General features: G+C 65.2%; 10 protein-coding genes. 6 read left to right on the top strand and 4 right to left on the bottom strand.

Going from position 1 to position 12,766, the window contains the following annotated elements:
• Window positions 1-51: 51 nt before the first annotated feature.
• On the bottom strand, window positions 52-1,866 hold the full coding sequence (gene typA, locus METUNV1_RS06385; RefSeq protein WP_008059992.1) for a translational GTPase TypA: 1,815 nt from the start codon (window positions 1,864-1,866) through the stop codon (window positions 52-54).
• 128 nt (window positions 1,867-1,994) lie between these two features.
• Between typA and METUNV1_RS06380 the strand changes: the two genes are divergently transcribed.
• Window positions 1,995-2,744 (top strand): S-methyl-5'-thioinosine phosphorylase, encoded by a 750-nt coding sequence (locus tag METUNV1_RS06380; protein ID WP_008059991.1) that lies wholly within the window; start codon window positions 1,995-1,997, stop codon window positions 2,742-2,744.
• The gene (gene def, locus METUNV1_RS06375; protein WP_008059990.1) at window positions 2,741-3,271 is read left to right on the top strand and encodes a peptide deformylase; all 531 of its coding nucleotides are present in this window, start codon (window positions 2,741-2,743) and stop codon (window positions 3,269-3,271) included. The genes METUNV1_RS06380 and def overlap by 4 nt, the downstream gene beginning before the upstream one ends.
• Here the strand turns inward: def and METUNV1_RS06370 are convergent.
• The 3 genes from METUNV1_RS06370 to map form a co-directional block, all read right to left on the bottom strand.
• A complete protein-coding gene (locus tag METUNV1_RS06370; RefSeq protein WP_008059989.1) occupies window positions 3,226-5,856 on the bottom strand; it encodes a bifunctional diguanylate cyclase/phosphodiesterase in 2,631 nt (876 codons plus the stop codon). The genes def and METUNV1_RS06370 overlap by 46 nt on opposite strands.
• Before the next feature lie 112 nt (window positions 5,857-5,968).
• Window positions 5,969-8,551: a [protein-PII] uridylyltransferase gene (locus METUNV1_RS06365; RefSeq protein ID WP_008059988.1), complete on the bottom strand. Its 2,583-nt coding sequence runs from the start codon at window positions 8,549-8,551 to the stop codon at window positions 5,969-5,971.
• A gap of 3 nt (window positions 8,552-8,554) precedes the next feature.
• The gene (gene map / locus METUNV1_RS06360) at window positions 8,555-9,373 is read right to left on the bottom strand and encodes a type I methionyl aminopeptidase (RefSeq protein WP_008059987.1); all 819 of its coding nucleotides are present in this window, start codon (window positions 9,371-9,373) and stop codon (window positions 8,555-8,557) included.
• Window positions 9,374-9,651: 278 nt separating this feature from the next.
• Here map and rpsB point away from each other — a divergent pair, with 278 nt between their 5' ends.
• The 4 genes from rpsB to frr all read left to right on the top strand — a co-directional run bounded on the left by rpsB (window position 9,652) and on the right by frr (window position 12,760).
• Window positions 9,652-10,404 (top strand): 30S ribosomal protein S2, encoded by a 753-nt coding sequence (gene rpsB, locus METUNV1_RS06355; RefSeq protein WP_008059986.1) that lies wholly within the window; start codon window positions 9,652-9,654, stop codon window positions 10,402-10,404.
• 83 nt (window positions 10,405-10,487) lie between these two features.
• On the top strand, window positions 10,488-11,390 hold the full coding sequence (gene tsf / locus METUNV1_RS06350; protein WP_008059975.1) for a translation elongation factor Ts: 903 nt from the start codon (window positions 10,488-10,490) through the stop codon (window positions 11,388-11,390).
• 23 nt (window positions 11,391-11,413) lie between these two features.
• Window positions 11,414-12,127, top strand: coding sequence for a UMP kinase (pyrH, locus tag METUNV1_RS06345; RefSeq protein ID WP_008059973.1), 714 nt, complete (start codon window positions 11,414-11,416; stop codon window positions 12,125-12,127).
• A 75-nt stretch (window positions 12,128-12,202) separates the two neighbouring features.
• A complete protein-coding gene (frr, locus tag METUNV1_RS06340) occupies window positions 12,203-12,760 on the top strand; it encodes a ribosome recycling factor (RefSeq protein ID WP_008059971.1) in 558 nt (185 codons plus the stop codon).
• Window positions 12,761-12,766: the final 6 nt, after the last annotated feature.

Below are 12,766 nucleotides of genomic sequence, written 5' to 3'. Positions count from 1 at the left end.
CGAAAAAAGGGCACCCGAAGGTGCCCCTTTCTGTCACGGGAACAGTGACGATCAGGCTTCGTCGCGCAGTGCGCGCTTGCGCTCGTGTTCCTTCAGGTGACGCTTGCGCAGGCGGATGTTCTTCGGCGTGATTTCGACCAGTTCGTCGTCGGCGATGAATTCGATCGCCGATTCCAGCGTCAGCGCGATGGGCGGAATCAGACGCACCGCTTCGTCGGTACCCGAAGCGCGCACGTTGGTCAGCTGCTTGCCCTTGATCGGGTTCACCACCAGATCGTTGTCGCGCGAGTGGATGCCGATGATCATGCCCTCGTACAGCACATCGCCCGGATTGACGAACATGCGGCCGCGATCCTGCAGGTTCCACAGCGCGTAGGCCACCGCTTCGCCGTCGTTCTGCGAGATGAGCACGCCGTTGCGACGTTCCGACATCGGGCCGGCCATCGGGCCGTAGTCGTCGAACACGTGGCTGGCCAGACCGGTGCCGCGGGTCAGCGTCAGGAATTCGCCCTGGAAGCCGATCAGGCCACGTGCCGGAATGCGGTACTCGATGCGCACGCGGCCCTTGCCGTCCGGCTGCATGTCGGTCATTTCGCCCCGGCGGCGGCCCAGCTCTTCCATCACGCCGCCCTGGTGGCCTTCCTCGACGTCCACGGTGAGCATTTCGTACGGCTCGCACTTCACGCCGTCAATGTCCTTGAACACCACGCGCGGGCGGCCGACCGCCAGTTCATAGCCTTCGCGACGCATGTTTTCCAGCAGGATGGTGAGGTGCAGTTCGCCGCGACCCGACACCAGGAACACGTCGGAGTCGTTGGTGTATTCGACGCGCAGCGCCACGTTCTTCAGCAGTTCCTTTTCCAGGCGCTCGCGGATCTGGCGGCTGGTGACGAACTTGCCTTCGCGGCCGGCCAGCGGTGAGCCATTCACCATGAAGTTCATGGTCAGCGTCGGCTCGTCCACCGCGATCGGCTTCATCGGTTCCGGCGCTTCCGGATCGCAGATGGTGACGCCGATATTGACCTGCTCGATGCCGGACACCAGCACGATGTCGCCGGCGCTGGCGGAGTCGGCCTGCGTGCGGTCCAGGCCCTTGAAGGTAAGCACCTGGCCGACCTTGGCCTTGCCGCGGTTCTCTTCGCCGTAATAGACCACCACTTCCTGGTTCGGCTTGATGCGGCCGCGCTTGATGCGGCCGATACCGAGCTGACCGATGTAGGTCGAATAGTCGAGCGAACAGATCTGCAGCTGAAGCGGCGCTTCCTCGTCGACCTCGGGCTGCGGCACGTGCTTCAGGATGGCCTCGAACAGCGGACGCATGTCCTTGCGCTCGTCCTCGAGGTTCTCGACCGCGAAGCCGTTCAGGCCTGAGGCGTAGATGACCGGGAAGTCGAGCTGTTCGTCGGTGGCGCCGAGCTTGTCGAACAGGTCGAACGTGTGGTTGATCACCCAGTCCGGACGCGCGCCCGGCCGGTCGATCTTGTTTACGACCACGATGGGCTTGAGGCCCTGCGCCAGCGCCTTGCGGGTGACGAAGCGGGTCTGCGGCATCGGACCTTCCTGCGCGTCCACCAGCAGCAGCACCGAATCGACCATGGACAGCACGCGCTCGACCTCGCCGCCGAAGTCGGCGTGGCCCGGGGTGTCGACGATATTGATGTGCGTGCCTTCGTATTCGATCGCGCAGTTCTTCGCGAGAATCGTGATGCCGCGTTCTTTTTCGATATCGCCGGAATCCATGACCCGCTCGGACACCTGCTGGTGCGATGCGAAGGTGCCGGATTGGCGCAGCAGCTGGTCAACCAGCGTGGTCTTGCCATGATCGACGTGCGCGATGATGGCGATGTTGCGTATGGAGCGGGACATGGGAATGGTGCGGCGCAAAAGATAAACACGCGAGTTTAGCATGCCGCGCTTGCTGCTGATGTATCGGGTGAGCTAGCCCGGCTGATAGACTGCCTGGCTCTCAATCCACACACGGAACTCGACGCAAGATGCTGGCCATCATCGGCGGAAGCGGGCTGACACAGCTCGCCAATCTGGATGTCACGCGGCGCGAAGTGGTGCGCACGCCCTACGGCGAACCGTCAGGTCCGCTCACCTTCGGCCGTCTGGGCGGTCGCGAACTGGTGTTCATCGCCCGCCACGGCTACGGTCACACGATTCCGCCGCACCGGGTGAATTACCGCGCGAATATCGCGGCATTGCGCAATGCCGGCGCCGGCAAGGTCATTTCGGTGGCGTCGGTCGGCGGCATACGTGCGGATCTGGCGCCCGGCAGTCTGGTGGTCCCGGACCAGATCATCGATTACACCTGGGGGCGTCATTCGACCTTCTTCGACGGCCACGACGGCCAGGTCAAGCACATCGATTTCACCGAGCCCTATGACTTCGATCTGCGTCGCCGTCTGCTCGAGGCGGCGCGGCTGGCCGGCGAGGCGGTGGTCGATGGGGCGGTCTATGCCGCGACCCAGGGTCCCCGTCTGGAAACCGCCGCCGAAATCAACCGCATGGAGCGCGACGGTGCCGACGTGGTCGGCATGACCGGCATGCCGGAAGCCGTGCTCGCGCGCGAGGCCGGCCTGGCCTATGCGGCGCTCAACGTGGTCGTGAATCATGCGGCGGGGCGCGGCGCCTCCGCGCACGGCATCGAAATGTCGGCGATCGAGGCCATGCTTCAGGAGGCGATGATGCGGGTACGCCATCTGCTCGAACGCCTGTGCGAAGAAGGGGTGTGCCCGTGATCCGCGACATCCTGCGCATGGGGGATCCGCGGCTGCTGCGGGTGTCGCGTCCGGTCGACCGCTTCAATACGGTCGAACTCGACGCGCTGGTGCGCGATCTGATCGACACCATGGAGGCGGCTGACGGCGCCGGCCTGGCCGCGCCGCAGATCGGCGTGGACCTGCGGGTGGTGATTTTCGGCGGCCTGCCGCCGGCACGCTATCCGGACGCGCCTGTCGTGCCCTTCACCGTGCTGGTCAATCCGGTGCTCGAACCGATGGGCAACGAGATGGAAGACGGCTGGGAAGGCTGCCTGTCGGTGCCCGGCCTGCGCGGCGTCGTGCCGCGCCATCAGCGCCTGCATTACCGCGGCTTCGATCAGCATGGCGTGCCGATTGATCGCGTCGTGCAGGGCTTTCACGCGCGGGTGGTACAGCACGAGTGCGACCACCTGGACGGCGTGCTGTATCCGATGCGGGTACGCGACTTCTCGCGCTTCGGCTACACCGACGTGCTGTTTCCCGGCATGACCGGCGGCGACGACTGAGGCATCTGGCCGCGGGCGCGTATCCATGCCTCGAGCTCGGCGGCCGGCAGCGGTTTGCTGAACAGGAAGCCCTGGGCACATTCGCACCCCAGATTGCCAAGGAAGGCGAACTGCGCCTCGGTTTCCACTCCTTCCGCCACCACGCTCAGGCCGAGATTGTGGGCCAGGCTGATGGTCGCGGCACAGATCGCGGCGTCGTCCGGATCGGTTTCGATGTCCTTCACGAATGAACGGTCTATCTTCAGCCGGTGCAGCGGCATCAGTTTCAGATGGCTGAGTGAGGAATAGCCGGTGCCGAAATCGTCGATCGCCAGTTCGACGCCGAGTTCGCGCAGCTGCGCCAGCATGCGCAGCGTGTTGTCGGCATCCTCCATGGCCACGCTCTCGGTGATTTCGAGTTCGAGCTGCCCGGGCTGAAGGTTGTGTTTCAGCACCACGTCCTTCACCTGGCGCAGCAGATTTTTCGACCGCAGCTGTCGCGCCGACAGATTGACCGCCACCCGCAGCTCCAGTCCGCCTGCGTGCCACAGGCTGAGCTGGCGACACGCTTCCTGCAGGATCCACTCGCCGAGCCGGATGATGAGATCGCTTTCCTCGGCGATCGGAATGAACTTGTTCGGCGGCACCAGGCCGCGCTCCGGGTGCTGCCAGCGCACCAGCACCTCCACGCCGACCAGACGCCCGCTGCCGGTCTCGATCTGCGGCTGGTAGTGAAGCACGAACTGCTGCTGCGCGATGGCCTGGTGCAGGCTGGTCTGCAGTGCCAGCCGCTCGCTGGCGTTGGCTGACATGCTGCGGTCGAAGAACTGGTAGTTGTTCCGGCCCGCCGCCTTGGCGTGATACATCGCGCTGTCGACATTGCGCAGCAGGTCGTCCACGGTTTCGCCGTCGGTCGGAAACACGCCGATGCCGACGCTGGGGGTGGAGTGCAGCTGATAGGCATCGATCGCGTACGGCGCGGACAGCGCGGTCACGATCTTCTCGGCCACCGCGGCCGCGGTCAGCGTGGTCACCATGTCGGTCACCAGCACGACGAACTCGTCGCCGCCCAGCCGCGCCACCACGTCGCTCTGCCGCACGCAGCGATGGAGACGCTTGCCCACCTCGACCAGCAGCGCATCGCCGACGTGATGCCCGAGCGTGTCGTTGATGTCCTTGAAGTGGTCCATGTCTATCATCAGCGCCGCCAGCAGCGTGCCGTGGCGACGGGCGTGCGACATCGCCTGTTCCATGCGCTGCTGCAGCGAGAAGCGGTTGGGCAGCCCGGTCAGCATGTCGTGGTGGGCCAGGTGATGGATCTGCCGCTCGGCTTCCTTGCGCTCGCTGATGTCGGCAAAGGAATGCACGTAGTGACTCACCCGGTCGGTGGCGGCGCGGACCGGATAGATGGACAGCGATTTCGGATAGCGTTCGCCATCGACCCTGTGGTCCTCGACTTCGCCATGCCACAGTCCTTCGGCGGCCACGCGCTGCAGAAAGCTGTCGCGCGTTTCTTCGCTGTAGGGGCAGCCGGTGACGACGGCCGCCGCACGCCCGATCACGTCGCGGGCGGACACGCCGGTTAGCGCGCAGAACGCCGGGTTCACCGTCACCACGCGATCGTCGGCGTCGGTCACCATGATGGCTTCGTTCAGACTTTCGATCACGCTGGCGGCCAGCGACAGTTCGCGGTCGCGCGCCTGCAGGCGCTGCAGGTGCTGCTGACGCAGGTAGAGCAGGGCGGCGACCGCAAGCGAAAGGGCGCCACCGGCCAGTGCCAGCCCCAGTACCTGCGGGTCCTGATACGGGCTGCGCCAGCCGCGGGTCGGAATCGCCGCGAGCTGCCAGCGCGCCTGATCCGGCAGCACTACATCCAGCGTGACCGGATTGGCCTCGAACAGACGCTCGTCACCGTAGATTACCGCCCCTTCTGCACCCAGTCCGTCCCGGCCGCGGATGGCATAGCGTATGCCGTCGGCACGCGAGGTCAGGCCGCTCGCCGACAGCAGCGAGTCGAAGCGCAGTACCACGGACACCAGACCCCAGTACCGTTCAGGTGTGCCGTCGCGTGCCGGCAGAAAGACCGGAAAGCGGTTGATGAGACCGATGCCGCCCTGCACCAGGTTCAGCGGACCGGCCAGCACGAAGCGGCGCGTCGCGATCATGCGTTCGACGCTGGCGCGCTGCTCGGGTACCCGCGCGTATTCCAGATCGATCGCGGCCTCATTGCCCGCCAACGGATAGACGTAGCGGACGACGTTGTCCGGTGCGACGGAAATGTTCCGCACATGCCGGCCGTATGACAGCATCCGTTCGGCCACGCGGGTGAAGGCGTCGCGACTGAAATCCGGATTGGCCGCGATGTAGCTGACCAGTCCGAGCGACAGATGGGCGGCGCTGTTGATTTCGCTTTCCAGCCGGGCGCGTATCTGCCCCGCTTCGGCCGCGATCGCGGCCCGCTCGCGTGCGCTGACCGCGGACGCCTGGCTGTTCACGATGTAGGCGGTCAGCAGCAGGCCGATCAGCGCTGTCAGCAGCGCCACCAGGGCGGGGCGCATGCGGTCGGTGGCGTTGAAGCGGCTGGATGCGGGGCTGATCGGGCTCACGTTTCAGGTCGAGAGGCGGATGTCTTGGGAATGTCGATGGCGTGGAAGCGGCCCCCGCCATACCCGTTCGGAGCATAGTCGAAACCGCGCCCGGCTGGGGTCGGCCGGGCGATCAGGATACGGCCAGTTCGCCCAGCAGTTCCTGCTCCAGCCGGATCAGCGTGCTGCTGTTGCCCAGCTCTTCGCCGGAAATCAGGAACACGTCCTCGGCCCGTTCGCCCAGCGTGGTGATCTTGGCGGTATGCAGGCGGATGTGGTGGGCCGCCAGCACGCGCGCGACCGAATAAAGCAGGCCGGGGCGGTCCGCCGCGGTGACGTGCATGATGTGGTGCTGTCGCCGCTCGTCCGGCTTGATCACGATTTCAGGCGTGATCGGGAAATGCCGGACCTCGCGTGACAGCCGGCCGGCCACCGGCTGATCGGCCGGCTGCTCCGACTGCAGGCGTTCCACCAGACCGGTCTCGATCAGCGCGATCATGTCGCGCGAATTGAGGTGGCGGTTCGGGTCGAGCAGCACGAAGCTGTCGAGCGCGTGGCCGTCGTTCGTGGTGTGGATCTTGGCGTCGGCGATGCTGTAGCCCAGCCGGCCGAAGAAGCCGCACAGGCGCACGAACAGATCGATCTGGTCCGGCGCGTACACCATGACCTGCAGGCCGTCGCCGACCTGATTGGGTCGTGCCTTCACCACCGGCACGGTGGCATCGGCCTGGAAGTAGAGCATGCGGGTATGCCAGGCGATCTCGTCCGGCTCGTGGCGCATGAAATAGACGGTGTCGAGCCGGGTCCAGAACTCCTGCTCGATGCCCTCGCGCAGACCGAAATAGCGCAGCAGGTGGCGGGCGTCCTGCTGGCGGTCGGAACTGTCGGTGGCGTGGATGCCTTCCCCCTTCAGCTGACGGAGTGCCGACAGGTAGAGGTCTTCCAGCAGCTTGCCGCGCCAGGCATTCCAGACCTTGGGGCTGGTGCCGCGGATGTCTGCGTGGGTCAGGATGTAGAGCGCGGTCAGCCGGCGTTCGGTCTTCACCAGACGGGCGAAATCGCGGATCACGTCCGGATCCGACAGATCCTGCTTCTGCGCCACGGTGGACATCGACAGGTGATGTTCGACCAGGAACACCACCAGATCGGTGTCCTCGCGGCTCAGGCCGTGCTGGCGGCAGAACATCCGCGCATCGCGCATGCCCAGCTGCGAGTGGTCGCCGCCCCGGCCCTTGGCGATGTCGTGGAACAGCGCCGACAGATAGAGCAGCCAGCGGCGCTCGAAGCCGGTGATCAGGCGCGACAGCAGCGGGTACTCGTGGGCGTGCTCTGACATGGTGAAACGGCGCACGTTGCGCATCACCTGCAGAATGTGCTGATCCACGGTGTACACGTGGAACAGGTCGTGCTGCATCTGGCCGACGATGCGGCCGAAAGCCGGCAGGTAGCGACCGAGGATGCCGTACTGGTTCATCCGCCGGATTTCATGCACCAGGCCGCGGGTCTGCTGGAACAGAGACAGGAAGAGCGCGCGGTTCTTCGGATCGCGCCGGAATTTCGCGTCGATCAGCCGCCGCGCGCGCCACAGCGCCCGCAGCGTGCGCGCGGTCATGCCTTTCAGTTCGCTGTGCCGCTGCAGCAGCGTGAAGCATTCGAGCAGTGCACTGGGTTCGCGCTCGAACACGTGTTCGTCCACCACGTCCAGGAGTTCGCGGCTGGACTGGAAGCGTTCATTGAGCGGGTGTGTGGCGCCGTCCTCGACCGGGAACAGCGCCGCCGAAATGTTCTGCAGCAGGATGGTGTTCAGCTGCGTGATGGTCTTGGCACTGCGATAGTAGTGCTGCATCAGCACTTCGGACGCCCGGCGGGTCGGGGTGGCGGTCAGGCCGAAGGCGGCGGCCAGCGCTTCCTGATGGTCGAAGATGATGCGGTCCTCGCGCCGGCGCGCGATCAGGTGCAGCCGCACCCGGGTGTCGCGCATGAAGCGTTCGACCCGCGATAGCTGGCGCGCTTCTTCCGACGTGATCAGCCCGCGCGCCGCCAGTTCGCGCCAGCTCGCGCCGAGCTGGCTGGCACGGGCGATCCACTGGATCACCTGCAGGTCGCGCAGGCCGCCCGGACTTTCCTTGCAGTTGGGTTCGAGGCTGTACGGCGTTTCGTGATAGCGCTGGTGACGTTCGTCCTGTTCCAGTCGCTTGGCCTTGAAGAAGGCCTGCGGGTCGCGCTGTTCGGCCAGCGTGTCGCGCAGGTCGCCGAACAGCCGGCGCGAACCGGCCAGCAGGCGGGCCTCGAGCAGCGTTGTTTCGACCGTGATGTCCCGTGCCGCCTCGTCCAGGCACTGCGCCACGGTACGCACGCTGTGGCCGATGTCCAGGCCGATATCCCACAGCAGCCCGACCAGCTGTTCAAGCCGGGCGTCCACGCCGGGCGCGGTGTCTGCCGGCAGCAGGAACAGCACATCGACGTCCGAGGCGGGATAGAGCTCGCCGCGGCCGTAGCCGCCGACCGCGACCAGCGCGGCCGAACGCGGAATGCCGACCGCGCTCCACAGACGGCGCAGCGCCTGATCGACCGCGCGGGCGCGGCCGGCGAGGATGCGCTGGCTGTTGCCGTCCTGTTCGAAGCGCGTGCGCAGTGCCTGCTGGGTGGCGGTCAGTTCGCCACGCAGCGTGGTGACCAGCGTGCGCAGGGCGTCCTGTTCCGGCACTGCGCTCATGCCTCAGGCGGCCCGTGCGCTGTCGCCGAAGTCGGCAGGCGGCGGGCTGCCCGCAGAAACGGTCAGTACCTCGAAGCCGTCGGCGGTCACCAGTACCGTGTGCTCCCACTGGGCGGACAGGCTGCGGTCGCGGGTGACGATGGTCCAGCCGTCCGGCAGTTCGGACACCGCAGCCCGGCCGGCGTTGATCATCGGCTCGATGGTGAAGATCATGCCTTCCTTCAGTTCCATGCCGGTATTCGGCTTGCCGTAGTGCAGCACCTGCGGCTCTTCGTGGAACTTGCGGCCGATGCCATGGCCGCAGAACTCGCGCACCACCGAGAAGCCGTTGCTTTCGGCGTGGCGCTGGATCGCGTGCCCGATATCGCCCAGTCGTGCGCCCGGCTTCACCTTCGAAATGCCCAGCCACAGGCATTCGTAGGTGATGCTGCACAGGCGGGCGGCCTGCTTGGTGGTTTCGCCGCCGACGATGAACATGCGGCTGGTGTCACCGTGGAAGCCGTCCTTGATGACCGTGATGTCCAGATTGACGATGTCGCCCTTCTTCAGCGCGCGTTCGGCCGGCACGCCGTGACATACCACGTGGTTGACCGAGGTGCAGATCGACTTCGGATAGGGGCTGTAGCCGGGCGGCGCGTAGTTCAGCGGCGCCGGAATGGTCTGCTGCACGTTCACCATGTAGTCATGGCACAGGCGGTCGATTTCCGCCGTGGTCACGCCCGGCTGGACATGGGGCCCGATGTAGTCGAGCACTTCCGAGGCCAGTCGGCACGCCACGCGCATGCTTTCGATTTCTTCCGCTGTCTTGATGGTGACGCTCATGAAAAGGGGCTCTTCCTGGGTATTCCGAGGGACAGGAGGTTAGCGGAAGCGCTTCCGCCCGGCAAACGGCCGTCATCCGCCTGACTTGAGTTTGTTGCATTGCGGCTGCTAGAATCATGGGCTGTCTGATTTCAGCTTCCGGTGCGGAGGCGTCAGGCAAATCCACACGCCCGGTGTCATCGCGCTCAGCGCGGCGACGTAACCGATAGGGTGCGCGGCTCCGGACGGGGCTGCGAACACGGCCGGGCGGAGGTCAAACCCTGTTCGGAGTATCTCGAATGTCCGTGTCCATGCGCGAAATGCTGGAAGCCGGTGTCCATTTCGGTCACCAGACCCGCTTCTGGAACCCCAAGATGGCCCCCTTCATCTTCGGCCATCGCAACAAGATCCACATCATCAACCTCGAGAAGACGGTCGCCAAGTACAACGAGGCGATGACCTTCCTGCGCCGCATGTCGGCCAACAAGGGCACCATCCTGATGGTCGGCACCAAGCGTCAGGCCCGCGAAATCGTGGCCGAAGAAGCGCAGCGCGCCGGCGTGCCCTATGTCGACGAGCGCTGGCTCGGCGGCATGCTGACCAACTTCAAGACCCTGAAGCTGTCGGTCAAGCGCCTGAAGGACCTGGAAGCCATGGTCGAAGATGGCTCGATGGAACGCATGCCGAAGAAGGAAGCCCTGGTGCTGCAGCGCGAGCTGGTCAAGCTGCAGAAGAGCATCGGCGGCATCAAGGACATGGCTGGCCTGCCGGACGCGCTGTTTGTGATCGACGTCGGCTACCACAAGATCGCCATCACCGAAGCCAACAAGCTGGGCATCCCGGTTGTGGCCGTGGTCGATACCAATCACTCGCCGAACGGCGTTGATTACGTCATCCCGGGCAACGACGATTCGAGCCGCGCGATCCGCCTGTACGCCTCCGGCGTGGCCGATGCCATCCTCGAAGGCCGCAACAGCGCGGCTGCCGAACTGGTGGCGCAGCTGAAGTCCGACGACGAGTTCGTCGAGGTCGAAGGCGAGCAGCAGGCCTGATCGATCGATGCGGGCGCCACGGCGCCCGCAACTGTTTCAGAGCACCGTTTTTCACTGAATTGCAAACATAGGCAGGAATGAGCATGGCGGAAATCACCGCAGGTATGGTCAAGGAACTGCGCGAAAAGACCGACGCGCCGATGATGGAATGCAAGAAGGCGCTGACCGAAGCGGGCGGCGACCTGGCGAAGGCTGAAGAAATCCTCCGCGTGAAGCTGGGCAACAAGGCGAGCAAGGCTGCCGCCCGTGTGACCGCTGAAGGCGTGGTGGGTCTGTTCCTGGCGGCTGACGGCAAGACCGCCGCCATGGTCGAAGTGAACTGCGAAACCGACTTCGTGGCCAAGAACGACGACTTCCTGGCGCTGGTCAATGGCTGCGCCAAGCTGGTGGCCGAGAACAATCCGGCCGACGTCGACGCGCTGTCGGCGCTGCCGTTCGGCGAAGGCACGGTCGAATCGACCCGTTCCGCACTGGTCGGCAAGATCGGCGAGAACATGACCATCCGCCGCTTCACCCGCGTGCAGGCCGAAGGCAAGGTGGCCAGCTACGTGCACGGCGGTTCGAAGATCGGCGTGCTGGTCGATGTGGTCGGCGGCGAAGAGGCGCTGGCCAAGGATCTGGCGATGCACATCGCTGCCTCCAAGCCGAAGTCGCTGGATTCGACCGGCGTGCCGGCCGATCTGATCGAAGCCGAGCGCCGCGTTGCGGTCGAGAAGGCGCGCGAAGCCGGCAAGCCGGAAGAGATGATCGCCAAGATCGCCGAAGGCTCGGTCCAGAAGTATCTGAAGGAAGTGACGCTGCTCGGTCAGGTCTTCGTAAAGGCCGAAGACGGCAAGCAGACCATCGAACAGCTGCTGAAGGCAAAGTCTGCGAAGATTGCTTCCTTCACGCTGTACGTGGTCGGCGAGGGCATCGAGAAGAAGACCACCGACTTCGCCGCCGAAGTGGCCGCCCAGGCAGCCGCTGCCGCTGCCGCCAAGGCCTGATCGGTCAACACCAGGGAGCCTGCATGACTGTTGCCTATCGCCGCATCCTTCTGAAGCTGTCGGGCGAAGCCCTCATGGGCGACGACGACTACGGCATCAGCCGCGACATGCTTGCACGCATCGTCGCCGAAATTGCCGAAATCCGCGCGCTGGGCGTGGAAGTGGGGGTCGTGATCGGCGGAGGCAACATCTTCCGCGGTGTGGCGGGGGGCGCGGCCGGCATGGACCGCGCCACGGCCGACTACATGGGCATGCTGGCGACCGTGATGAACGCGCTCGCGCTGGGCGACGCGATGCGTCAGGCCGGCGTGGCCGCGCGCGTGCAGTCGGCGCTCAGCATCGAGCCGGTGGTCGAGTTCTATATCCGTGGCAAGTCCATCCGCTACCTCGAAGAGGGCAAGGTGGTCATTTTCGCGGCGGGCACCGGCAATCCTTTCTTCACCACCGACACCGCAGCGGCGCTGCGCGGCCGCGAGATCGAGGCCGAAGTGGTGCTGAAGGCGACCAAGGTCGATGGCGTGTACAGTGCTGATCCGATGAAGGACAAGAGCGCGACCCGCTACGACCGCATCAGTTTCGACGAGGCGATCAGCCGCGATCTGAAGGTGATGGACGCCACCGCGCTGGCGCTGTGCCGCGACCAGCAGCTGCCGATCAAGGTGTTCAGCATCTTCAAGCCGGGCGCGCTCAAGCGCGTGGTACTCGGCGAAGACGAAGGCACGCTGGTCCATATCTGAGTCCCGCCGGGCGGTGCAGCCCGGCCGGCAGACGGGCCGTTGCGCAACGGCCGCACTTCAAACAAGAGGCGAGTGATGATCCCCGAGTTGAAGAAGAACACCGAACAGAAGATGCAGAAGACGCTGGAGTCGCTCAAGACCGACTTCGGCAAGGTGCGCACCGGCCGTGCGCACACCGGCATCCTCGACCACATCCAGGTCGATTATTACGGCTCGCTGGTGCCGCTGTCCCAGGTTGCCAACGTGACCCTGATCGACGCGCGCGCCATCGGCGTGCAGCCGTGGGAAAAGAAGATGCTCTCGGTGGTCGAGAAGGCCATCCGCGATTCCGACCTGGGCCTGAATCCGTCCGCCATGGGTGACATCGTGCGCGTGCCGATGCCGCCGCTGACCGAAGAGCGTCGCAAGGAACTCATCAAGGTGGTGCGCGGCGAGGCTGAAAACGCCCGGGTCGCGGTCCGCAACCTGCGTCGTGACGCGAACAACGCGCTCAAGGATGCGGTGAAGAACAAGGAAATTTCCGAGGACGACGAACGTCGCGCCCAGGACGATGTACAGAAGCTTACCGACCGCTACATCGCCGAGGTCGACAAGCAGCTGGCCCAGAAAGAACAGGATCTGATGGCCGTCTGAGGCCGG

Origin of the sequence: Methyloversatilis universalis FAM5 (genome assembly GCF_000214035.2) — a bacterium.
GTDB classification, from domain to species: Bacteria; Pseudomonadota; Gammaproteobacteria; order Burkholderiales; family Rhodocyclaceae; genus Methyloversatilis; species Methyloversatilis universalis.
The sequence above is the reverse complement of the archived record's forward strand: the minus strand, read 5'-3'. Positions and strand labels throughout refer to the sequence as shown.

What these genes read in the sequence shown, in the direction of transcription:
- map (WP_008059987.1), bottom strand. Translation starts at nt 9,373, where the DNA reads ATGAGCGTCACCATCAAGACAGCGGAAGAAATCGAAAGCATGCGCGTG.
- METUNV1_RS06380 (WP_008059991.1), top strand. Translation starts at nt 1,995, where the DNA reads ATGCTGGCCATCATCGGCGGAAGCGGGCTGACACAGCTCGCCAATCTG.
- pyrH (WP_008059973.1), top strand. Translation starts at nt 11,414, where the DNA reads ATGACTGTTGCCTATCGCCGCATCCTTCTGAAGCTGTCGGGCGAAGCC.
- typA (WP_008059992.1), bottom strand. Translation starts at nt 1,866, where the DNA reads ATGTCCCGCTCCATACGCAACATCGCCATCATCGCGCACGTCGATCAT.
- METUNV1_RS06365 (WP_008059988.1), bottom strand. Translation starts at nt 8,551, where the DNA reads ATGAGCGCAGTGCCGGAACAGGACGCCCTGCGCACGCTGGTCACCACG.
- frr (WP_008059971.1), top strand. Translation starts at nt 12,203, where the DNA reads ATGATCCCCGAGTTGAAGAAGAACACCGAACAGAAGATGCAGAAGACG.
- tsf (WP_008059975.1), top strand. Translation starts at nt 10,488, where the DNA reads ATGGCGGAAATCACCGCAGGTATGGTCAAGGAACTGCGCGAAAAGACC.
- rpsB (WP_008059986.1), top strand. Translation starts at nt 9,652, where the DNA reads ATGTCCGTGTCCATGCGCGAAATGCTGGAAGCCGGTGTCCATTTCGGT.